We start from the raw sequence: 22,184 nt of genomic DNA on the forward strand, positions 1-22,184 counted from the left end.
ACGTGAGTAAGATACTTAGATACGCACTACCGGCGCTTAGGCATAGGGGTAATGATACTGCCTGGGTCGCCTTACTAAGTAATGATAATAAGTTCATTATACGGGAGGTTAGGGAGGACGGCAATATCCCAAGCGGCTGGGCTGGGCTTCTATGTCTATACACTAACGAGGCATCAAGAGGCTTTATTAAGTGCGGTAATACCGATATTGCCTACTGCATTGAGGGTATTGTTGTGGATCCCACGGAAGTATGTAGACTAGTTACTGGCGATAGTAAGACCCTTGCCTACACATCTCTAATTGCCTTAACCAGTGACGGTGAATTGATCGCCTATAGACCCATTACTGGACTGAGGAATTTAGTCCTTGGTGCCTACGGCTTCGACCTAGCCATCATATCTAACGAGAGCTCCACTATAAATGCACTGGGCGGTGAGGTGAGACTTTTTGTTAGTCTTGGAACCATAGTCAGGGCCAGTAGGCTAAATTTGTCAGTAAGCAGAGTTGCAGGTAATTTCCGTGGTAAACGGTGCATCATGGAGTTCATATATCTATCAAGACTTGATTCTGAAATTGATGGGTATTCAGTTTATGAATTTAGGAGGGCATTGGCTAGGAGACTAGCCCTTAGGTTGGCGAATAAGATTGATGCAGATGTTGTCATTGGGATGCCCGAGACTGGCATCATTTACGGAATTAAGGTTGCTGAGATCATGGGAAAAACCTTTGAATATGCACTTCTTAATATAGAAAGACATAGATCGGCGCTAAGGGAGGATATATTGGATAAGATATCCTCCGTACATCTAAAGCTTAGCCCAGTCATTAATGTGATTAAGGGTAAGAGAGTCTTGCTTGTTGATGATTCGTTACTTACGGGAATATCCATTAAGGAGGCATCGCAAGTACTTAGGCATAGGGCAGGAGCTAGGGAAGTCCATGTTGCCATAGCCAGCCCAAGGATAGTTAGGAGCTGCCCCTATGGTATTGATATGCCTCCAGACAACCAATTGCTTGCCAATGCCTTCAGTAATTATGCCGATGCCCAGAGGGTTCTCGAGGTTGACTCACTAACGTGGTCAGACCTTAATGACCTGTATGCTGCAGCTGATGAATCAGGTATAGGCAGAGATAGCCTATGCACCTACTGTCTTGTGGGTGATAAACGTGAACTGGACCTATGAGAGGGCGGGAATTAACCTAGGTAAGCACGAGGAAATGCATGTGACTGCCTATGAGATTATACGCGATATAGCGAGTAGATTAGGTGTTGCATTGATGGAGGGTGGTTTCACAAGGTCAATACAGCTTGGCAACCATGAAATAACACTGCATACTGATGGTGTTGGTACGAAGTCCATGATTGCGTGGACCACAGGTAGGCTTGAGGTGCTTGGTTGGGACTGCGTTATCGGCAATGTTAATGACATAGCCTGTGACGGTTTCATACCCATTGCATTTACGGATTACATAGCCATATCCAACAATGATACTGAGGCCGTACACAGAGTCCTTATTGGCATTAGGAATGCCATTCTCATGGTTAAGGCTGCCCTCCTGGGCGGCGAGACGGCCATAATGCCTGACCTAGTCAACGGTATTGATGTCTCATGCACAGTACTTGGTATTAAGGGCATTAGGAATGTCGAGAAAGTAAGGGTCGGTGATACGGTTATTGGAATTGAATCCAGTGGATTGCACATGAATGGATATACACTAGCCCGTAAGGTTTTACTGAGTAGGTATGGTCTTGATGACGAAGTCTGCAGTGATAAATTGGCTAATTGGCTTCTAAAACCCACCACTTACTATGGGGATTTATTGACTAAGCTTTATGGAGATGGCTTAATTAAATCGGCTGTTCATGTAACTGGCGGGAGCTTCACTAAAATAAGACGGGTAATTGGTGGTTTAGGTGTTGATCTCGAGGTCCCTGAACCACCGTGCATATTCGAAACCATTAAGGAGACAGGTAATATCGAATGGAGTGAGATGTATAGGGTGTTTAATATGGGTGTTGGGCTTATGGTGATAACCGAAGAGGAACGCATAAGCGATGTTACCAGGGTAATTGAGGACTTGGGGCTTAGGTATTGGATTCTCGGTAAGGTGGTTGATCGCGCTGGGATTAATATTTCAATGAATGATGGTGTTAAGTTACGCATTTAGGATATACCGAGTATTTTATTCATTTCCTCATAGGCCTTAACCAAGTCTGCTGATGAACTACCCCTCCTAAATAATTCCTTATCCAAGTGCCTGCCATTGATTAGAACCCTTATAGTGTCACCACTTAATTCATCGGCAAGAACCAGGTTATTTGACTTATCAAAACCAAACTCCAGTTTAAAGTCCACAAGTGTCAGTCCTTTACTTGCCATGTAATTGTTCAAAATTTCGTTAATCCTTAATGCAATGCCCATTATTTCATTTAACTGCTCCTGGCTTGCTAAGCCAGCCTCTATTATGTCATCCGTGGTTATTAGTGGGTCGTGGAGCTCATCACTCTTTAGGTGAAACTCAATGAGCGGTTTGCTGAACTTCGTCATTGACTTCACTAGGGGCATTCTTTTTAGGAATGATCCATAGGCATAATTCCTAACAATGACTTCTATGGGTATCATCCTGAGACTCCTCACCAGTATTTTCCTATCGCCATCCCAATCAACCAAGTGATTCCTAATGCCGTACTTACCCAGTAATCCCATTAGGAATACCGTCTGAGCTGCGGCTAATTTACCCTTACTAGGTGCGTGTTCCTTCCTGGCGCCGTCAAATGCCGTGACCTCGTCCTTGAATTCCATAACGAGGAACTCATCATTAACCCTGTAGACCCTCTTAGCCTTACCCTCGTAAATTAACTCCCCAGTCCAGTTACGGGACATACTTAGTAATGACTTTTTTCTTGTTTATTTAAGGTTTACTTAATTAATTAAATAAATACCCTGAATTATATTGGTAATTTCTTCCTGTATTATTTAAATAATTATTTAAATAATATGTTTAATAATTTAATTGAATAATTTAAGGGAAACAATTATTAAGGCTGTAACGCGATTATTTAATCAATTATGATAAGGAGCAAGGTACTAATTGTGGGTGATGGAGCCAGGGAGCACGCCCTGGCCGCTAAACTTAGTTTAAGCGTTCATGAACCCAGGATCAGTGCATTGGTTACACATGAAAATCCAGGGATTAGGAGGATTGTCGAGAGTAGTGGCGGCGAGTTAGTGAAGTCTGAACTGGACCAGAAGGGCTTGGTTAATGCCGTTAATAGGGTTAACCCGGACCTAGTGGTTATTGGGCCCGAGGAACCTCAGTTCGCGGGCGTTGCTGATAAGGCCGTCGAACTTGGTATACCAACCTTTGGGGTTCCAAGGTCTTTAGCCATGATAGAACAAAGCAAGGCCTTTGCAAGGGCCTTAATGTGGAAGTACAGAATACCAGGTAGGATCGCCTTTAGGGCATTTAGGAACATCAATGAGGCGCTTCAGTATATATCCAACGCAGGTTCTGTTGCGATAAAGCCAGCCAGGCAGAGCGGTGGTAAGGGCGTTAGGGTATTTTGGGATAGACTGGCCTATCTTAGGGATGGCATCAATGAGGCTAAGGTATCCCAGATACTCACGGTGTCCAGGGATATGGCTGCCTATGGCGATATTGATGAACTTATTGTCGTTGAGGAAGCCGTAACAGGTGTTGAGTACACAGTACAGGTAATAAGTGATGGTAAATCTATTATCGCGCTACCGCCAATTCAGGACCACCCACATGTATTCGATCACGATATAGGCCCTGAGTGCGGCGGAATGGGCGCCATAGCGGGTCCAGGTCCATCATTACCCTTCCTAACCCAGGAGGAATATGAGGAAAGCATTGAAATAGTGAGGAGAACGCTTAATGCATTACAACGTGAGATTGGGCCTAGGTATGTTGGTGTATTGAGTGGACAGTTCATGCTCACAATATATGGACCTACGCTCATTGAGTACTACAGTAGGTTCGGCGATCCTGAGGCACTAAACGCATTGGCAATGCTCAATGGTGATTTACTGGAAATAATAGAGGCCGCCATTGAGGGTAGGTTATCAAGTGTTAAGTACTCATTTAAGGAGGGGATTGTCACTATTTCAAAGGCTGTGGCACCAATGGGTTATCCCCACAATAGGGGGTTAGCCCGTGGTAAATCAATGATCATTGACATGGATGGAATAAGAGGAATGGGCTGCGAGGTTTATTTTGGGTCGGTTATTGAGGAAGGTGGACTTTACAAGACCCTGAGCTCGAGAGCGGTGGAGGTTCTTGCCATGGGTAACACGTATGGAGAGACCTATGAAAAGATTGAGAATTGTATATCCCATATTAAGTCACTTGATTGGCAATTAATGCATAGGCGTGATATTGGTAGCGAGGAACTGATTGAGAGGAGGATCAAGGATGCTGAGCGTATCAGAACTGTCTATAAGTGGAGGAGAGACCATGGACTGGGCAAGATAAGAATTGATTGGGTGCCCGGCGGTGAAATCACCGTTTATGATTACACATAATGGCATGATCAATACTGTTGCTTCTTATAAAGTCCTGGATGCATAGTCAAAGCATTCAGATAACACCGGTCTAATTTGATATAGCCTTTACCATACCCAGCATAGCGCTTGCATGATTACTACTCGAGAGGTGGAGAGCGTAACATCCAGAGATATGGCTTTCCTTCTCACGGGTTTAACATTCCTATTCATATACTTAGTCCATTCATACTCCAGAAGTACAAATACAGCCGAATTTCTCTTTTTCCTTATCTACATAATTTTTACTTTAAAATTAACCTGAATCTTAACTTTGTTACCTCACTTTAATTAGTGATACTGCTAATCTAGCCTTTTCCCTAGCCTCCTCTACAGTGTTTCCCGTGGCCAGGACGATGCCCATCCTCCTATGTCTATAGGCGAAGGGTTTCCCAAACAACCTAACCTGGACACCGGGTATTCTTAGCGTTTCCTCAAGCCCAGTGATCCTTGGTGCCCAAGCCTCGGTTTCTGCGAGGATTACGTGGGCGGCCGCAGGTGTTACCAGCTTGACCTCGGGTGTTGGTAGTCCCAAGGCGCTCCTCACGTGTATTTGAAACTCATTTATGTCGGTGCTAACTAACGTAACTAGACCGGTATCATGGGGTCTCGGCGATGCTTCGCTGAACAGTACCCTGCCATCCCTAGTGATAAGTATCTCGACACCATATATCCCAAGCCCTCCTAATTTATTTACCAGTTTAATGGCGTATTCCCTGGCTCTCTCAATAATGTCATTACTCACCGTGGATGGGTGCCAGGACTCGACATAGTGATAGATACCCTCAGGTCTCTGGTGCTCTATTGGCGGTATCGTGGCGGTAACCGCATTATTACCCTGAGGGTACCTGTACGTCAACACCGTTAACTCCCTATCAATTCTCACGTATTCCTCAACCACAACCTTCCTACCACCACCCCTCGCGTGGGTCAATGCGTCCTTGAATCCTCGCTCAACATCTTCGTACTTACTAATGAGCACGTGGCCGTGGCCGCTGGAGCTCATTTCTGGCTTCAATAGACAGGGGAAGCCCAGGTCCATGCACGCCTTCTTCACGTCCTCGAAATCCTCGGCAAAGAAGTACCTGGCTGTTGGTAATTGAAGCTCCTCCGCAGCCAACCTCCTCAATTCGACCCTATTCATGCACACCTTAACCGCCCTAGCGTTAGGCATGACCCTGAAACCCTCCTCCTCAAGATCGAGGAGCGCATCGGTGTTTATCGCCTCTATCTCGGCGATTATCGCGTCGGGGCTCTCCCTACGTACTAGCGCCTTGATGGCGTTACCATCCATCATATTCACCACGTACCTCCTATGGGCAACGTGTATTGCTGGAGCCATGTCGTACCTATCCACTGCTATGACCTCAACACCCATGCGCTGAGCCTCAATGGCCATCTCCTTACCCAGCTCACCGCTACCCAACAGCATTATCTTCCTAGAGTCCTCAAGTAATGGTGGACCGAAACTCATCACCAACCACCCCTAAGGCTCTCCTTGAGACTAAGCCAGAGTTTAAGGCCACCTGCTATGAATCTCCTTGGTACTAATACGGACTCTGCAGATCTCTCTGGATGAGGCATTAGGCCAAGGACGTTACCATCATAATTCGCTATGCCCGCTATCGAGGCAACCGAACCATTGGGATTCTCCCCGAAGTATGTGAATACGGCCCTAGTCTCATCAATACTGTCTATGAAGTACCTGCCCTCACCGTGGGCAATCGGCATCGATATTACCTCGCCTGGTTCATATAGCTTTGTAAAGGGCGTTTTAACATCATTAATCCTAACCCAAATCCACCTAGCTATGAACCTGGGCGGATCATTGGGCAGTAATGCCCCAGGTAATAAACCAGTCTCAACCAGTATTTGGAAACCATTGCAAATACCAAGTACAGGCACGCCATCCTCAGCATCCATAACGACCTCCCCCATTGCCCGGGACCTGGCCGCTATCGCTCCGGCCCTCAACCAATCTCCATAACTAAAACCCCCAGGAATAACTACCGCGTCATAAATACCATGCTTATAGTCATCGTACCAAATAAGCTCCGTATCAACCTTAACAACGTTCCTAAGTACGTGAACTACGTCGAGATCACCATTAGTGCCTGGAAACCTAATCACAGCAATCCTAGGCACCCTCAACACCTAGCACCAGTAGTTTATGGACTGTTGGATTGTAAATACGTGCTTTCATGCAAAGTTCCTCGATATACTTAATGGCCTCCATCTCGCTTCTAGACTCGACAAGAAAGCCCAGGTACTTACCACTAATCACCCTATTAACACTGTTATACCCGTTAGTGATAACGAGGCTCCTATGTATGGTTTCACCCTCGGGATCACGTGAACCTTTAAGGACTATCGCTACGTGTACCAAATACCTGCTTGTTGCATTGCTCATTAATTAAACAAATAATTAAATATTATTTAAAGGTTTTCCTTAATAATTCTCGTTTATTATTTAATAAAATAATTAAACAATACCTAAGTCAAGACATCGATTAACTTATCCCTGTTCACGGCCTCTCTAATCTCAATGGCAATCCTCTCACCCATATCAATAGGCTTATCAAAGTAAAGAATTGAGTATGGACTTCCAATGCCCATGTATACATTTGTCCCGGCTACAATCCTACCAGAGAACTCGAAAACCACTATGCTCATGTCATCCTTAATAATTGATTCGAGACTGAAGGGACCAATCATGCCTGGCGGAACCAATTCAGACACTGCCTTAACGAAGTCTTCTCCATACCTCTGTACAGTGGGCAATAATGACTCCCTGAGGACCATTGGTAAGTTCCCAACGACCACAAACGTGGGCTCTTCAAGTCCAAAGACTCTACCATCAGCATTGCTCTCATACCTAATGTCCATACCCATGATCTCAACCCTATCATGCATTCTTGATGTGAAATAGTGATAATAGGCAGGTACTCCAATAACGTATTCCTGCATTATGAAGTCCTCCTTAACACTACTCAACCTTCTGATGAGTTCGTTCCTATCCCTGGCAATGAAGTAGCCCCTGCCACCCTTTGCCCCATAGAGTTTAACAATGACTGGTTTATTCACGATGCTTGGGTCATCAAATGACTTGGGTATTGGTATCCCTGCACGCTCTAGGAGTTTCATCTTCAATTTCTGGTCAGACTCCCACTTAATCAAGTATCTATTTCCAAAGGTCGGTATTGGCATGCTAATTGCTCTCCTCCAACCGATATACTCCACGTAACTACCGTGTGGAATAAACACGGTATTTCTCTCAATTAAGTGATCAATTACTGACTCAAAATCACTGAAATCAACCTCAATAACCTCATTAATAAAACCGAAATGCCTGTAGAACCAGGCCGTTGATGGTTTGGCCACGGTTATCGTGTAAAAACCAAGCTTATTGGCGCCCCTAAGTATCTGCAGTGCCGTATGACTGGCCACTGTGGCTATGCTGACCCTATCTAAGTCGTAATCCTTTATTATTGACTCAATGTTCACACTCATGTAATCACCTCCTCAAGCTTACCCTGTTCGGTAGCCTCTTTAATCTCAATGGCAATCCTCCTACCAATTGACATAGGCTTACCAAAGTATAACTTACTATACTGTGAGCCAATCCCCATGTATATATTCGTGCCGCCGCCAATCCTGGGCGCCACATCATAAACCACCAGGTCCAGTTCAGGGGTTACCATGAACTGTAGTGTGAAGGGACCTATTACACCAGGTGGAACCAATCTTTGGGTTGTTTCGGCAAATCTATGTCCAATTTCAAAGGTTCTTTCCAGTAGGCTTTCCCTTATCGTAGCCATTTCATGCCCAACCTCTATATACCTAACATCGGCATCGATGTCCAATTGATCCCTTGCAGGAAGTCTAAATACACCATCAAGGTTGCTCTGAATCCTTCTGTCGAAGCTGTGCAACTCAAGCCTACCCCTAACCCTTGAGTAGAAGTAATTGGCGTTAAAATGAGCACCAAGCACTAACTCCTCTATTGATGCGTTACTAAGGTCCTCAAGCCTGATTAAACCCCTCTCGGACAATCGCCTAGCCTTCCTTAACAAATCATCTCTATCCCTGGCAATAAAGAAGCCCCTCTCAACTCTCCTAACAGACTCAGGTAGCTTAACCATGACAGGCCTATCCACATCATCAACGCTATTAAAGGTCCTCGGTCTCCTAATGCCAGCTTCATCCAATAACCTATAGTAATTGTGTGGACCAACTCTCTCCTCCCAACGCAGTAGGTACCTATTGCCGAATATTGGTATTGGGAATCTACCCTCAATGTTATCATAACCCACGTAGACCGCGAATGATCTATTAGGCACGAAGATCACGTTCTCCTGCCTAAGTAATGCAATAACATCACTATTTATAATCTCCACAAAATCATTAAGGACGATGAGTCTATCAATAATGGAAAACTCGCGGTAAGGTAACTCCCTACCTCTCTTGGCAACGGCTATTGTCCTAAAACCCTCATCCCTAGCACCATCAAGCACGTCAAGGGCCGAATGGCTAGCCAGTACGGCTATGGAGTAACCCTGCATTGTCTTTATTGTTATAAAAATTCTTATAAATATTATTCACCAATACACACGGAGTAATATCGTTATTTATTTAAATAAATCATTAAATAAATTATTTAATAAAATGATTAAACAATAACGATATTACATACCGAGAGATAAGAAAAATATTTAAATAATTCTTGAAATAACCAACCTAATGTTAGCGACGTATAAACGAGTTATTAAGTATGATGGTAGGATGGTCCATCCCATAGAGATTATGGGCCTCAAAAGGGAATTGCCTGTGGTCTATATCGGGTATGTTACAATTAATAATGAGAGGTTTGGGGCATACATAGCCTCAGACGCAGACTTAGTACTTGGTGACACCGAGTTTATTGGTGTTATTTCAGAGGAATTGGCAAGACTTATAGGGCCATTTAACCCAGATGTTATTGTTGCGCCCGAGGCAAAGTCCGTGGCCTTAGCATATGGAGTCTCAAAGAAACTAGGGATTAATCACTTCATAATCGTACGTAAGGACACTAAGACCTACATGAGTGATTATATAAGCGTTGATGTAAGTTCAATAACGACAAGAAAGCCTCAACGATTAGTACTTGATTCCGTATCAACAATGCGTTTAAGGGGACGTAGGGTTTGCCTTCTTGATGACGTTATTTCAACAGGAAGTACCATGAGGACTTTGGAAAGACTTATTAAGATCGTCAATGCCAATATTATCTGTAAGGCGGTTATATGGGTCGAGGGACCGTGGATCGACGAACATGAGTTTCAATATATAGGTGAGTTACCTATATTCATTGAGTGATAGGTAGTAGTTGTTTCATGGGTGGTAGCGCATTCATGTTAGTGGTAAGAGAACAATATTATTGTGACACATTAACATGGAGCGCATTCAATTAGGCGCGTCAGGCATATGGATCTCTTAGGATGGTTTGTAATGTGTTCTTACTGAGAAGAGATCTATTGGTCTCTTCTGGCGAGTATTATGATGATGGCGTAGGGGAGTTGGATATCACATGAGGCGTTATTTACTGGGTACTGCATTGAATCATTATTTTTATTTTCTTTAAATGATAATTTTATTTATTGCAATAATTATTTTTATTGATAGTAAAAAGGTTTATTAGTATATTTATTACATGTTGCTGGTGATTTAGATGGAGCATATAATTGGTCTTTCTCTTTCCGTTTTTATGTTAGTGGGTATTTCCTTGCTATTGGTGCCACAACAGGTTTTTGGTGGTGTCATTATTATGGCTAATATAACCACGGGTGGCGACCCCATGTACATGATTTATAATCCATTAAATAATTATGTATATGCCATTAACCCTGAACTTGGAACTGTAAATGTGATCAATGGTATAAGGCTAATTATTAACATAACCATTGGGCGAGGTAGTCCTGAGGGCTTTGGAAGCAACGCAATCTTTGATCCGAAAAATGGGTATATATACGTGATCCCATATTCAATTACTGCGAATAATACGAGTATATCCGTGATAAATGGTACTAAGGTAATTGCCAGTATCTCCCTGCCTGGCACGGCAAGTGGTGCATTACTTTATGACCCGGCTAATGGGCTTATATACGTGACCAGCAATAAGTATGGGTATGTAAGTATGCCTAATGGTTATAGGTCGCCATCACAGATACCGGTGGTTGGTTATGTAACCGTGATTAATGGAACGGTGATTATTGCCAATATAACTGCAGCCCCGAGGATTGGTTATATACTACTTAATGACTTGAACAATTATATTTACATTGCCGATGCCGGCTCTAACACAGTCCTAGTGCTCAATGGTACTAAGGTTGTGGCAAATTTGACGACAGGTATTTACCCAACGTACATGGTCCTTGATTACAAGAATGATTATGTCTATGTTAGCAATTCGGATCCCTACTCCCAGGAAGGGCGCATGCTACCTGGCACTATATCCGTGATAAACGATACCAGGGTAATCGCAAACATAACCGTTGGTTTATACCCAAGCTATATGGTTTATGATCAAGAGGATGGTTATGTTTACGTTAGTAATTTATATTCAAACTACGTATCAGTAATAAACGGCACTTACCTAGTTACTAATGTAATTACAGGCCATAACCCAGACATAATGCTTTATGACCCATCAAATGGCTATGTTTATGTGGGTAATGTTATTTCCTTCTCTCCACCGTATGAGAATGGCTCTGTGACAGTAATAAACAGTACTAGGATTATTGCCAATATAACTACTGGAACCTTCCCAGTACCCGATGTTTATGATCAGACTAACGGCTTTGTGTACGTGATTAATTACCTGTCGGGGTCCATAACAATAATGAATGGAACGACCATAGTCAATACAATAGTCACTGGCGGTATGCCAAATAGCGCCTTGTATAATCCATACAATGACTATGTATATGTTACAAATCCAAGGATTGGCATAATAACTGTATTATCCCCAGGAATAACATTACCTTTGAGCTATACGGTTACGTTTATAGAGACGGGGCTTCCAGCGGGGACGAAGTGGTCAGTCACTATGAATTCGGTAATAAAGTCATCAACGACAAATGAGATAGCATTCATAACAAAACCTGGTATGTACACATACACGATCACGTCAAATAACTACATAGCAACACCATCCTCAGGAAAAATAAACATAACGGGTAATACAACCGTAGAATTAACATTCTCGAAAAACCCTAGTACTAACACTCCACAGGTATTGAGTTTCACACCAACATTATTAATCATAATCATTCTAATAATCATACTAATTATCTCATGGCTATTAATTTACATAAGAAGAAAAATAAGGAAGTGAAAAAGTTTTTTGCAATTATTATGGTTTTTATTTAATTTTAAATATAATGAACAATCTTACTTAAAATTCAGAAAAATTAAGAGGTAATAGTATCGATAAATAGACTAGGTACTAGTATTAATTCGAATCCAAGGCTACATTGAGAGCAGTAATGCGGTAAGTAGGTCGTACAATCTAGCAATTACAATAATAAGTATTAAGGATTATGGTAATAATTAGCATAACAATGCCCCAAAGGTCCTCTTCAATAATCCTCGGCTTAAATCATCGTGTTTAAGTAATACTCACGATCCCTGCTTAACCTATAAATGACTAGGCACAGTTTCATGGTATTCCGCATGCTTTTTCATTTTCTGCAGGGAAATACAAAGCCCGTGAATTTTATTTTCTTAGGTACAGGCCTATTTGATTTATTACTACCAAATAAGGGAGGAATACTTTTGGCTTATAAAGAGAGGAGTTTTGTTTAGGGCTAGGTTTTACGCAGGGCTATACGCACTATTCATTAAGATTGTTATATCCGCATTAATACTCTTAGTAAACTGCTCATAATTATGTTCTTAGTGATAACCCCACTGCATGCATTGTCACTGCTTAACAATTACTACGTCTGCACTCTTTATAATAAGTACTTGTTATAAGTGCTCACTGTAGTTTCTATTTATGTGGGGGTTAAATTTGTTGTCGATGGTTTTATCCGCGAGTTCATCCTACCTGTGGCTAGGGCTATGGCACTGCCACCATACAACGATAAATCTCTAATCAATGACTATGCGGAGTTCATAACGAGGATTATTATGAATTGGCGGCTCAGCGACTCAAGGAATGGGGGTTTGCCCTCGCCATTAACATACTTGTGACGGATTCGAAGAAATCTAATGCTGTTTGGGCTAAGTTAAACAGTTACTACGCATACCTCGTGCACATTGGTTATGCAAGCCCATACAGACTCATTAGGGGTCACTACGTGGCCGGTGCGGAATCAATATACACATGGGTAAGGATATACAGAGTGCTTGATAGGTATCAACCCATTAAGCCATAGGTATTAATCCACCAGGTTGTGCTGGGTAGATTGCTGTGTTACGTGCGTGCCAGCGCCCTACCACGACGCCTATTAACGCCTAGATTCCTGAGCCGACTTTGATTGCTCACGTCTTTACTGCCACGGCTTAAGGCATCTATTGCGTACTTAGTTAATTTCTCAATGCCCACACTCCTCACCAATCCATCAACAATCCTAAGCCAAGCATTAAACGACTCCTTACTCGGCGCTGCACACCTTATGGAGCCTAGGCCCACCACCTCCTGCCTATAGAACTCCATTAGCCTCAGTGGCTCCCTAGGCACTAAAATAACTGCGCCCTGGGTGTTGCACCCTGGCGTTATTATTGTGGTGTCGAAGTACTCCTCAAGCCCCGAATCCTCTATTATCCAGGTGATGACATCAATACCAAGGCTTGGCCTCAGCACTATCCAGGCAATGTCGGTTATTGGATCCTCAAAGACTAGGTCGAACCCCCTAAAGCCGCTTAGTACCGTGCACCAGTAATTAATGAAGTCAGCATTGTCAGGGCCAGAGCACGCCGTGTTTAGGCCATTGATTAATACCCTAACCATGATTAACCACCCTAAACTCCTCCTCAAACTCATCACTGCTCAACGGGCTTATTGACAAAACCTCAACCTCATCGAGAGGCCTAATGTTGAATAAGAGCCTAACGCTCCTCGGTATTGTGAACTGGCGGCTGGCGGTATTCCTAGTCTTGAGCAGTAGGACCCTCCTCAACTCAATAACCCTGCCACTATGCCTAATAATAACCCTAGCATACCTAGCCCACTCAATACCTAATAGCCTAACAACACTGGCCGGTATCAATACCTGGCCATTGATATAGACCCTTATTCTATAGGGGAGCCCATTTATGGGCTTAGGCCCGTTCATTATCTTTCTAGAATTCAATTGCCAATAAAAATTTTTCCTATGGCCTTGGCAAAGAGTGTGCGTGTTATTTAGTTAAATTGAAAAGAATGAAATGAGAGGATTGACTCAATAACAAAAGAGTGCGTACGGTGAGTAACACTTAATTACGTATGACACATATTTCTCATACTGCCATGGATTTATTTTAGAAAGAGTTGATTGTTATTTAGGTACCCAAGCGGGTACCTTAGTGGTGGGGTATAATAGCCCTAAATGCTAATTCCAATAATCACACTCCTCGCAATCCTAGTCTGAGATCTCCATAAAAACCGCGAATGCATCAATTCATATTGTACAGTGTCGAGCCTAAGATGTTACGATGACGATTATTGCTGATTCATAGGGCCATAAACATCGCCCTTATAGTATAGGTAGAGTGTTATGTAATACGCGGAATCACCAATGTAGACTAGGGCCCTCGCTGTGCTCACCGGTGCGTATTTTATGGATTTACCGAAGACTATTGGTCCATTATCCATTAGATAGTTTGGCCATGATCCGTAGGGTATGATCACTGTCTGGGTTATTGGGACTCCCGGTGATTGACCCTGTGAATTCCTAACAACATTGGCTATGAGTATCATTGGAGTGTTGGGTAGGTTCCAGTAGCAGGTTGAGTAGTCATTGGCGTTGGATAGGGCCAACACACTGCATGGTATTGGGTATGAGTGAGAACCACCACCGGGATTCAACGTGAAGTTTAGGCTCTCGAATGAGTACCCGTACAAGCTCCTGTAGACAGCTATTATCCTAAGGCCGAGGGCTGAGGAGCCCGGGTTCTGGAGGACACCAATGTTGCTAAGGCAGTTCCTGAGTATGTGTGGGTCTACGAAGATCACCGAGTTATAATTGCTACCGCTTGGTAGGATACCCACAGTGAGTAGTGGCACCGATTGGGCTGGGTATTGGTAGTACGTGTAGTCAGAGAGCCCACCTATTGACGCCGTTATTATGAGGAAGTACGTGTTATCCCCATCATAAGCCATTGGCAGTGTGAATGCCGCAACGCCACTCGCATTTGTCATTGATGTTTCAGAACCCTCAATAACGAGTGGATTACTTATTATTATTGTGAAGGTTGATGAATTCGGTAATGACACTGTGCTTGGTGCTGGTGTACATGGTGTCAATATGCCGTATTGACATGCCAAGTCATTACCAGCCTGGTCAGTTATGAAGTACTGAATACTAACGCTTGCACCACTAACCGGCGAATCACTGCCGTAACCCAAAACCCTAATGTATAGGTTGAATCCCCCTGGGCCACTTGGTGGAAATCCAGTGACTGTTATGTTTAGGACCGGAGTTATCACTAGCATGAAGTCGTAATCCCCACCGAGACCCAGCAACTCCTTAACCTCGTCATAATTTATTAGCCAGCCCGTGGGAGTTGATGGTATGAAGAGCCAGGAATTGCTTATGGATATGGCGCCAATGCCGTACTGGCTCAGGTACTTCCTAAAACCAACACCACTAATCTGGCTCAGTAGGCAGGAGTTATTGGCGAGTACTGGGCTTGGCACAAGACCATTAACATAGTCCCAATAGACCAAAGCCATTACCTTGAATGGGTCTAGGTGGTATGGTTGATTTGGTTCGGCTAATCCAAAGGACGTTATTTGACTTGCATTCAGCCCCCAATAAATTGGGTTCCCAGGGCTCGTAACAATGTACTGAAGCAGTGATTGAGCCATTGCATTGAGCTGGAACATATTAACCTCAGAACCAGCCGAATAGGAGTAATTGGGTATTAGCAGTAGGAATATTACTATGCTGGCCAGTATCACAGATAGTATTAATACCAACTCGATTGCGCTAGACTGCCCGCCCATCATTAATTAGAAGTTGATTGAGTTTAAAAACCAATAAACTCTTTCTAAAATAGGTTAAGACTCAACCAAATAAAGATTGGTCATTTCATAATTGGCATAGGAATATGGGTAACGATTAATTACGATACCAACAAATTGGGATGAAATCTCTTTGTCACATTTAACAGAGGTATGAGGACTTAGCAGTATTATTAACCATATTGCCGTCAATTCTTTGTTATTTTCATGCTTAGAGTTTTTATATTAGGGATTGAATGTATAGGTACATTATGAGGGCGAAGCCAGTTGATGAACTTCCCTATAGGACTAAGATCTACGTTAATAGTCAAGTCCTTTTGCCGGTTAGTTTGGTTAGGGCTCTTGGTTTTGAGTGGGTTAGGTATGCTGACGTAACGATTAGGCATGGTGATGATACCATAGTCATAAACAACACTAAACTCCTAAGGACTAGGCACACCGCCAGTAGGCAATTCACAATACCAAGGGAAATAAGGGAGAAGTACGGAATAAAGCCACTAGATGAAATAGAAATACTGGCAATAAAACCAAAACAGGCGAAGGAAACAAAGACCGAGATTGAAGCTAAGACTAATCCCATTGGATGATTGTTGATAACATGCAATAGCCTTGATTTAAAATCGATCAGTAGACAGTCCAACATTCTTGGGTTGGCTTTATTAAATTCGGTTATTCTATTGAGGATATTGTAGAATCAATTAGTAGGTACATCACATAACCCATCACTGGTGAGTATATTAATGTAGTTATTAAGAGAACAAGTGTTGGACTTAAAGTAATAGATCCTAGGTATATAGGTCCTAATGGCGATATTGTAACTATAATAAGCACGAGTAATATCGGTAAGAGTAATGCTGTGACTAAATATACCTCCATAAATAAACTAAGTACCTGGGTAGCACTTCTTAATTTATTATACTTATTTCTAACTAAATACTCGAGCTTAAGCATTAGTATGTCGGCTAGGTTAGCACTGATTAGATAGGTCTCAGTAATGAGACTGAAGACTTCGTTGTAGGTTCTTGATGGGACACGATTAAGGCTTGCTCTTAGTGCCGTAAGTATATCCATACCCCCCTCCCTAGCATCCTTAAGTATTATTTTAAATTCCCTGGCTATGTATGGGTCTCTTTCAATTATGGCTAAGGTGTCAATTAACTCCTCAAGTGTCACACCACTGGCTACTAGAGGTGTCATGATCATCAGCGTATTAGCTAGGTACCTCTCAAAGTGACTTGTCCTCACGTAAACCTTGGCATTCATATACACAAGCACGGATAGGTAATCAATGAGTAATACAGTTGTTACAATGAGCAGAATATCCCTTAATGTAATTATTGGTATTAGTACATAAGCCATTATTAATGCAATGATGATGAATGGAGTGTACGTGGTTATTACGATTACGAAATCCCTATTGAAATCATAACCACTAAGCATATGAAGCCTATTAACGTAACCACCAACCCAATGCCTATAAGCCCTTATTGGGTTAATCAAGGTAGTTCACCACTAATCACGGTCTTATGCGTTCTCTCTGGATCAACATAATAATTCCTAGTAACCCTAAAAACAGCCTCCGGTGATCTAAACCCATACTTCGCCATAGCTACCATTACCTCAGTTCTTCTCTTAAGTTCTCCATCCACTTCCTCTTGCAATACCTTACCCATCCTAATTAAATCGGCTATTAAGGCACTATCACTCAATTTAATGATATCATCTTTATCCTTACTCCACCTAAACAACGTATTAACCCTTAAACCGTCTCTCGATACATCAAGTAACTCACTAATATCGATCACACGCCTAGCGATTCTGCCGCTCACCTTTACCCTATTAATTAATATGAACACATTGGCCAGTGGTATTAAGGCTGGCGGAACGTTCATTGGCCTAGACAACAGTCTCCTCACGGCAGCGTTCAGGGAACTAGCATGTATTGTGGTTAAGCCAGTATGGCCGCTGGCTAATCCCTGGAAGAAGACATAGGCCTCTTCACCTCTTAATTCGCCAACGACTAAATAATCAGGTCTTATTCTCATTGAGACTTTGACGAGTTCGTACGCTGTCACATTTCGAACGCCAGGCGTTTCGGATTCCCTAATTACTAATGGAACCCACTGCTCATGGGGTATATTTATCTCCCTAGTATCCTCAATAGTCACAATCCTAGCCTCGGGCCTTATAAGGAATAGCAATGCATTAAGTAGTGTCGTTTTACCTGCACCAGTCGGGCCGATGATGACCATGTTTATACCATTCTCAAGCATAAACCATAGAGTTGCTGCCGCATCAGCCTTAATGACGCCATCAATTATTAAGTCAATAACAGTTATGGGATTAGCCCTGAACTTCCTAATGGTGATTATGGAACCATAAGGCGAGATATCCTTAAGCCCAAGTTCAACCCTGAGTCCCTCTGGCAATAACCCCTCCAGTATTGGGTATGCCGAACTAACGTTCTTACCAACCCTCTGGCTAATCTTCACGACAAGGCTGTTTAACTCATCGTTACTTAGGGTAATATTAGTCCTTAAGTGCTCATATCTACTATGCCATACATAAACGGGCTTATTGGGTCCATTAATATTAACGTCCTCAGTATAATCATCCCTAATTAATGGGTCAATTTTACCATAACCTGCGGTATCCCGCACCAAGTAATACATAACGTTTCTTATTTCATCATCACCTAACTTAATCCTCAACTTACTCATTGTCTCATTAATCAATGCCCTTAAGTAGACCTCGACGTTATTACCCTCCGGCAATTTATCGCTCATTCTGAGTAATTCCCTGGATTTCATAAGTACTTTACTTGCATTATCACTAAGTGTTGGTTCAATCACGTTATACAAATAAAGCCCAGTGGTTCTATCTCTAACGATAACTACATTAACCAATCCCTTAATAATCTCATACTCATCAATTAACTCAATGTCTTTCTCGGTCACGGGAATAATTTCAATTCTGGGTTATAAATCTTTAATTTTAAAATTTAGACTTATAATTTTGAAACTGAACTTATTAACTTGAGGCGTTAACATGCAAAGAGGAACAACTCTCTATCTAATGACGATGATAGCTGTAGTAATTACAATTATAGTACCATATGTACTATTGCCAAGAGGTTTTGTTCAAGTAAGTATTGATAGATTAGTACTGGACGTACCAATACCCTACAGTATATTGGGATCTACATTGACTGCTATAGCCATAGCCATCGAACTACTACCACTATCTATCACCGAATATAGACTGTGGAGAGAGAATAATGAAATACTCATGGAGATACCCACAGTGATCAGGATACTCAGAGATGGCTTAGGTTCAGGTCAGTCCTTAAGTAACATTGCAGAAATGCTCACTAAGGTTGGCAGAGGCAGATTAAGCGGGATACTTGCTGAGTCAATTATGAAGGAAAGCATGGGCATAATAACAATTAAGGAGGACCTGACCAGGATATCTAGGGAGCTTGGCAATAATTACTTAGCAATACTCGCAGTAATGCTTGATACGGCAATAAAGTCAGGGGCTAGACTCCAGGAAACCCTAGACATGGCTTACAAGTCCTTTGAGGACACAGTAAGTTATTACCTAGATAAGGCTAGCCAGGTTAAGCCGTACCTAGCCTTGATATACGTGGTAATGGCAATATACATAGTACTCGCGGGTATAGTAATTTACCTAATGGTACCAAGCATAAGTAAGATAACGGTTAGTGTATCGGCTGGTGGCATCGCAACACCAACAATCTCCATGATTAATGTACAATTATTCTCATCAATCATAGTAATAAGTGGCGTGGTGCAATCAATAATTGCTGGCTTGATAATTGGGAGAATAGTTTATGGAAGACCAATAGTGGGCTTATTACACGCATCAATTTTAATAATTACCATAACCTTAGTAAATTACGTAATGTACGTAATGATATACCTACACACCGTGTGAAAAAAGATTCGATAAATTGAAAGATAGATTTATAAAGATGTACGTGAATTAGGAATTGATGATGCAGAATAGAAATAACAGAAAAAGCCTGGGTATAGAACCGATAGTGGCGGCTATACTACTAATAGTCATAACAGTGGTAGCCGCAGTACTACTCTACATGTGGTTCAGTGGATACTTAACAGCGACAACAACCAAGGTAAGCTCAATGGCAACACCAGAGCAATTTCAGGTAACCGCGGCAAGTCTATCGGCTAGTAATGGATTAACGGCTTACGTACAGAACACCGGCACAGTACCAGTAACAATAGCAGACATCTACATATTAAGTTCACCAAATGGCAACCTGCTGTGTAATATAACAATTCCTGAAACCACAATAAATCCTGGGTCAACAGTAGAGATTACAGCAAGATTGCCATCAACATGCAGTATAAGTCAGGGGACAGCTTACGATTTATTATTCGTCACATCAAGCGGTACTAAATACACTACATCCGTGGTGGCATCATCGTAGTCAGGTGAAAACGTTGAGCATTTTAAGTCAAAATCGCATCATAAGTGATTTCTTATGGTTTCCTCCGGTATTAGTGAGGTTGTAGGTGCAACAATACTGCTAGTCATAGCTGTAGCCCTAAGTCTCCTAATCTTTGGCTACTTCTACGGATACATAGAATCACTCGGGTACTCGCTGGCAAATGCCCTTACCCACTCCTGTGAATTCACAATAATGAGCATAGCCTTTAATGCCTCAGTTTCGTCTATAGGCTCCATAAGCATAGCCATTTATAATTATGGCAATACGCCATGCGAGATATCAAGCATATACATACTCAATGAATCCACTATATACCAAATAACCACAACAAGTAACTGTATAACAAACCCAATAATTAGGCTGAATCCAGAACAAGTGGCAATACTAAATTACACAAACCTAAACATACTGTACGAGACAAACTACGAAGTAAAGGTGGTCTCCTGTGATGGATTCACAGCCGAGGGTGAGCTTGGGCAGTAGGGGTTCGGGGGAGCTGTACGTAATGGTGATAATAATCATAATAGTCATAACGGCTCTCGCCATAATTTACTCAGTGCTTAATGGCTTTAGTAAGTACGTAATGGAAAAACAACAATCATTAGAATCCCTTATGAGTACTGAAGCAAGTGCATCACTTAGCAACTTTAACACTGTGGGTAACAACTATGTAATTGCCATAAAGATAAGCGGTGTCACGCCACTTAGTAATGCCATGGCTGTGTGTAAGTACGATACAGGAAATACGCAGTACATGCAATATTGCAGTTATGTAATTAATAATGGCGCAATATACGTAACGGTACCAAATGCATTAATTAATGAAGGAACAGGAAACCTGATAATATCAATACCAACAAGTAACGGCTTAACACTAAACATAAACCTTTACAGAGGACCAATAGAAGCAAGCGTAATTACACCATCAGTAGTCTACCTAGGCTCAGTAAGTACGGTGCAAGCAGCCATATTACTCACAAACAACTCCACTGGTTGGGTTAATGCCACAGTAATAACTAATATAAATGGAAACACCATAAAAAACAGCACAATAATACCGCCAAGAGGATCAACGACAGTAACAATACCGATCAGCATAACGAGTACCGGAGCAATGACAATATCAGTAACAGTACTTGTGAATAATTACACAGAGGTAATATTCCCTGTACAAATAAGCGTGCAACAACCACCAAGCGCCTCAGTATCTCTCCCAACACCATGCCAAAGCCAAAACATGGCATTCGGATATGTAGGAAACGCAACACTAAATAACCTTCAGGTCACTACTTATCCTTCAGGTAGTTCAAACCCATATTGGGGCGTTACGGCGGTTCAAGGAGACATTGCAGGCGCCTCCAACCCAATATATACATACGCCATTGAGGAATTCGGTTCACAAAGCTACTACGTAGTTACATACTACTATGATGTCTCCTCCTTAAAAATAAAAGTTAGTAATTACCCATACGTATCCGCTTACTTATACCCAACGCAATTTAACGTTAATGGCACAGTGTTTTTCTTCTTCGTTATAACGAACAGTGGCAAAGCAATAATCATCTATTGGTCATCAAACACAGCAACCCCCAGCCCATCAGGAAGTGGGGTCATGAACAATTTAGATGTTGCAATACAGAATTTATTTAATGTAAATAGAAATAACGTAATTAATATTAAGGGAGGCACAATACTTGCAAATACATGGATAAACTACATACTAACCGTAAGCAATTACATACAGGGCAATCCAACGTATCAATACGTAGGCATCGGTATCTACCTACCAAATCCATATCAAGGCTACTATAAGTTTCAAGGCGTAGCTTACTGGGACTACATATGCATCGGTAATTAATAAGGTCGTTAATGTGAGCTTTCTTTTCTACTTTTAATAACTTCTAGCCCGTGTATAATC

General features: G+C 42.1%; 23 protein-coding genes. 12 read left to right on the top strand and 11 right to left on the bottom strand.

Annotation, left to right across the window (positions count from 1 at the left end; translation table 11 throughout):
• Window positions 1–2: 2 nt before the first annotated feature.
• The gene (locus tag VMUT_RS10015; RefSeq protein WP_237699644.1) at window positions 3–1,184 is read left to right on the top strand and encodes a phosphoribosyltransferase family protein; all 1,182 of its coding nucleotides are present in this window, start codon (window positions 3–5) and stop codon (window positions 1,182–1,184) included.
• Complete coding sequence (gene purM, locus VMUT_RS10020; protein WP_013605301.1) at window positions 1,168–2,169, top strand: phosphoribosylformylglycinamidine cyclo-ligase; 1,002 nt, start codon at window positions 1,168–1,170, stop codon at window positions 2,167–2,169. Before VMUT_RS10015 ends, purM begins: the two co-directional genes overlap by 17 nt.
• On the opposite strand, the gene purC is transcribed toward purM, so the two are convergent.
• The gene (gene purC / locus VMUT_RS10025; protein ID WP_013605302.1) at window positions 2,166–2,885 is read right to left on the bottom strand and encodes a phosphoribosylaminoimidazolesuccinocarboxamide synthase; all 720 of its coding nucleotides are present in this window, start codon (window positions 2,883–2,885) and stop codon (window positions 2,166–2,168) included. The genes purM and purC overlap by 4 nt on opposite strands.
• 186 nt (window positions 2,886–3,071) lie before the next feature.
• Here purC and purD point away from each other — a divergent pair, with 186 nt between their 5' ends.
• Window positions 3,072–4,547 (top strand): phosphoribosylamine--glycine ligase, encoded by a 1,476-nt coding sequence (gene purD, locus VMUT_RS10030; protein ID WP_013605303.1) that lies wholly within the window; start codon window positions 3,072–3,074, stop codon window positions 4,545–4,547.
• 295 nt (window positions 4,548–4,842) lie between these two features.
• Here the strand turns inward: purD and purT are convergent, their stop codons facing one another.
• The 5 genes from purT to VMUT_RS10055 all read right to left on the bottom strand — a co-directional run bounded on the left by purT (window position 4,843) and on the right by VMUT_RS10055 (window position 9,127).
• A complete protein-coding gene (gene purT / locus VMUT_RS10035; protein WP_013605304.1) occupies window positions 4,843–6,039 on the bottom strand; it encodes a formate-dependent phosphoribosylglycinamide formyltransferase in 1,197 nt (398 codons plus the stop codon).
• Window positions 6,039–6,710 (bottom strand): phosphoribosylformylglycinamidine synthase subunit PurQ, encoded by a 672-nt coding sequence (purQ, locus tag VMUT_RS10040; protein WP_013605305.1) that lies wholly within the window; start codon window positions 6,708–6,710, stop codon window positions 6,039–6,041. The genes purT and purQ overlap by 1 nt, the downstream gene beginning before the upstream one ends.
• Window positions 6,703–6,975 (bottom strand): phosphoribosylformylglycinamidine synthase subunit PurS, encoded by a 273-nt coding sequence (locus VMUT_RS10045; RefSeq protein WP_013605306.1) that lies wholly within the window; start codon window positions 6,973–6,975, stop codon window positions 6,703–6,705. Before VMUT_RS10045 ends, purQ begins: the two co-directional genes overlap by 8 nt.
• An 83-nt stretch (window positions 6,976–7,058) precedes the next feature.
• Window positions 7,059–8,063 (bottom strand): formate--phosphoribosylaminoimidazolecarboxamide ligase, encoded by a 1,005-nt coding sequence (locus VMUT_RS10050; protein ID WP_148224852.1) that lies wholly within the window; start codon window positions 8,061–8,063, stop codon window positions 7,059–7,061.
• A gap of 8 nt (window positions 8,064–8,071) precedes the next feature.
• Complete coding sequence (locus VMUT_RS10055; protein WP_013605308.1) at window positions 8,072–9,127, bottom strand: formate--phosphoribosylaminoimidazolecarboxamide ligase family protein; 1,056 nt, start codon at window positions 9,125–9,127, stop codon at window positions 8,072–8,074.
• Between the two features lie 178 nt (window positions 9,128–9,305).
• On the opposite strand from VMUT_RS10055, the gene VMUT_RS10060 reads away from it, so the two are divergent.
• The 4 genes from VMUT_RS10060 (at window position 9,306) to VMUT_RS10075 (ending at window position 12,982) form a co-directional block, all read left to right on the top strand.
• Window positions 9,306–9,920, top strand: a complete 615-nt coding sequence (locus tag VMUT_RS10060) for a phosphoribosyltransferase family protein (protein ID WP_013605309.1) — start codon at window positions 9,306–9,308, stop codon at window positions 9,918–9,920.
• Window positions 9,921–10,368: 448 nt separating this feature from the next.
• The gene (locus tag VMUT_RS10065; protein ID WP_148224739.1) at window positions 10,369–11,937 is read left to right on the top strand and encodes a YncE family protein; all 1,569 of its coding nucleotides are present in this window, start codon (window positions 10,369–10,371) and stop codon (window positions 11,935–11,937) included.
• Window positions 11,938–12,602: 665 nt separating this feature from the next.
• A complete protein-coding gene (locus VMUT_RS10070; protein ID WP_048057027.1) occupies window positions 12,603–12,797 on the top strand; it encodes a hypothetical protein in 195 nt (64 codons plus the stop codon).
• The gene (locus tag VMUT_RS10075) at window positions 12,794–12,982 is read left to right on the top strand and encodes a hypothetical protein (protein ID WP_048057028.1); all 189 of its coding nucleotides are present in this window, start codon (window positions 12,794–12,796) and stop codon (window positions 12,980–12,982) included. The genes VMUT_RS10070 and VMUT_RS10075 overlap by 4 nt, the downstream gene beginning before the upstream one ends.
• Before the next feature lie 38 nt (window positions 12,983–13,020).
• Here VMUT_RS10075 and VMUT_RS10080 read toward each other — a convergent pair whose 3' ends face one another.
• The 3 genes from VMUT_RS10080 to VMUT_RS10090 all read right to left on the bottom strand — a co-directional run bounded on the left by VMUT_RS10080 (window position 13,021) and on the right by VMUT_RS10090 (window position 15,753).
• Window positions 13,021–13,557 (bottom strand): hypothetical protein, encoded by a 537-nt coding sequence (locus VMUT_RS10080; protein WP_013605311.1) that lies wholly within the window; start codon window positions 13,555–13,557, stop codon window positions 13,021–13,023.
• Entirely contained in the window at window positions 13,550–13,882 is a 333-nt protein-coding gene (locus VMUT_RS10085; protein WP_013605312.1) for a hypothetical protein, read from the bottom strand. Before VMUT_RS10085 ends, VMUT_RS10080 begins: the two co-directional genes overlap by 8 nt.
• 365 nt (window positions 13,883–14,247) lie before the next feature.
• Window positions 14,248–15,753, bottom strand: coding sequence for a hypothetical protein (locus VMUT_RS10090; protein ID WP_158304814.1), 1,506 nt, complete (start codon window positions 15,751–15,753; stop codon window positions 14,248–14,250).
• Window positions 15,754–16,022: 269 nt separating this feature from the next.
• Here VMUT_RS10090 and VMUT_RS10095 point away from each other — a divergent pair, with 269 nt between their 5' ends.
• Window positions 16,023–16,358, top strand: a complete 336-nt coding sequence (locus tag VMUT_RS10095) for an AbrB/MazE/SpoVT family DNA-binding domain-containing protein (RefSeq protein ID WP_308507372.1) — start codon at window positions 16,023–16,025, stop codon at window positions 16,356–16,358.
• Window positions 16,359–16,440: 82 nt separating this feature from the next.
• On the opposite strand, the gene VMUT_RS10100 is transcribed toward VMUT_RS10095, so the two are convergent.
• Entirely contained in the window at window positions 16,441–17,271 is an 831-nt protein-coding gene (locus tag VMUT_RS10100) for a type II secretion system F family protein (RefSeq protein WP_013605315.1), read from the bottom strand.
• Entirely contained in the window at window positions 17,268–18,728 is a 1,461-nt protein-coding gene (locus VMUT_RS10105; RefSeq protein ID WP_013605316.1) for a type II/IV secretion system ATPase subunit, read from the bottom strand. The genes VMUT_RS10100 and VMUT_RS10105 overlap by 4 nt, the downstream gene beginning before the upstream one ends.
• Before the next feature lie 91 nt (window positions 18,729–18,819).
• Between VMUT_RS10105 and VMUT_RS10110 the strand changes: the two genes are divergently transcribed.
• Genes VMUT_RS10110 through VMUT_RS10125 form a run of 4 tightly spaced genes read left to right on the top strand, consistent with a single transcriptional unit; the run spans window position 18,820 to window position 22,124 of the window.
• Window positions 18,820–19,728, top strand: coding sequence for a type II secretion protein F (locus tag VMUT_RS10110; RefSeq protein ID WP_148224740.1), 909 nt, complete (start codon window positions 18,820–18,822; stop codon window positions 19,726–19,728).
• Window positions 19,729–19,786: 58 nt separating this feature from the next.
• Window positions 19,787–20,245, top strand: a complete 459-nt coding sequence (locus VMUT_RS10115) for an archaellin/type IV pilin N-terminal domain-containing protein (protein WP_048057029.1) — start codon at window positions 19,787–19,789, stop codon at window positions 20,243–20,245.
• Window positions 20,246–20,299: 54 nt separating this feature from the next.
• The gene (locus tag VMUT_RS10120; protein ID WP_013605319.1) at window positions 20,300–20,749 is read left to right on the top strand and encodes a hypothetical protein; all 450 of its coding nucleotides are present in this window, start codon (window positions 20,300–20,302) and stop codon (window positions 20,747–20,749) included.
• Window positions 20,715–22,124, top strand: coding sequence for a hypothetical protein (locus VMUT_RS10125; RefSeq protein WP_148224854.1), 1,410 nt, complete (start codon window positions 20,715–20,717; stop codon window positions 22,122–22,124). Before VMUT_RS10120 ends, VMUT_RS10125 begins: the two co-directional genes overlap by 35 nt.
• The last annotated feature ends 60 nt before the right edge of the window (window positions 22,125–22,184 follow it).

The sequence above is a fragment of the Vulcanisaeta moutnovskia 768-28 genome (assembly GCF_000190315.1).
GTDB lineage: Archaea > Thermoproteota > Thermoprotei > Thermoproteales > Thermocladiaceae > Vulcanisaeta > Vulcanisaeta moutnovskia.

Excerpts from the sequence above, each read along its gene's own strand:
- VMUT_RS10125 (WP_148224854.1), top strand. The coding sequence starts at position 20,715 with ATGGATTCACAGCCGAGGGTGAGCTTGGGCAGTAGGGGTTCGGGGGAG.
- purC (WP_013605302.1), bottom strand. The coding sequence starts at position 2,885 with ATGTCCCGTAACTGGACTGGGGAGTTAATTTACGAGGGTAAGGCTAAG.
- VMUT_RS10120 (WP_013605319.1), top strand. The coding sequence starts at position 20,300 with ATGGTTTCCTCCGGTATTAGTGAGGTTGTAGGTGCAACAATACTGCTA.
- VMUT_RS10115 (WP_048057029.1), top strand. The coding sequence starts at position 19,787 with ATGATGCAGAATAGAAATAACAGAAAAAGCCTGGGTATAGAACCGATA.
- purT (WP_013605304.1), bottom strand. The coding sequence starts at position 6,039 with ATGAGTTTCGGTCCACCATTACTTGAGGACTCTAGGAAGATAATGCTG.
- VMUT_RS10045 (WP_013605306.1), bottom strand. The coding sequence starts at position 6,975 with ATGAGCAATGCAACAAGCAGGTATTTGGTACACGTAGCGATAGTCCTT.
- VMUT_RS10060 (WP_013605309.1), top strand. The coding sequence starts at position 9,306 with ATGTTAGCGACGTATAAACGAGTTATTAAGTATGATGGTAGGATGGTC.
- VMUT_RS10095 (WP_308507372.1), top strand. The coding sequence starts at position 16,023 with ATGAGGGCGAAGCCAGTTGATGAACTTCCCTATAGGACTAAGATCTAC.
- purD (WP_013605303.1), top strand. The coding sequence starts at position 3,072 with ATGATAAGGAGCAAGGTACTAATTGTGGGTGATGGAGCCAGGGAGCAC.
- VMUT_RS10090 (WP_158304814.1), bottom strand. The coding sequence starts at position 15,753 with ATGGGCGGGCAGTCTAGCGCAATCGAGTTGGTATTAATACTATCTGTG.
- VMUT_RS10110 (WP_148224740.1), top strand. The coding sequence starts at position 18,820 with ATGCAAAGAGGAACAACTCTCTATCTAATGACGATGATAGCTGTAGTA.
- VMUT_RS10065 (WP_148224739.1), top strand. The coding sequence starts at position 10,369 with ATGGCTAATATAACCACGGGTGGCGACCCCATGTACATGATTTATAAT.
- VMUT_RS10080 (WP_013605311.1), bottom strand. The coding sequence starts at position 13,557 with ATGGTTAGGGTATTAATCAATGGCCTAAACACGGCGTGCTCTGGCCCT.
- VMUT_RS10055 (WP_013605308.1), bottom strand. The coding sequence starts at position 9,127 with ATGCAGGGTTACTCCATAGCCGTACTGGCTAGCCATTCGGCCCTTGAC.
- VMUT_RS10085 (WP_013605312.1), bottom strand. The coding sequence starts at position 13,882 with ATGAACGGGCCTAAGCCCATAAATGGGCTCCCCTATAGAATAAGGGTC.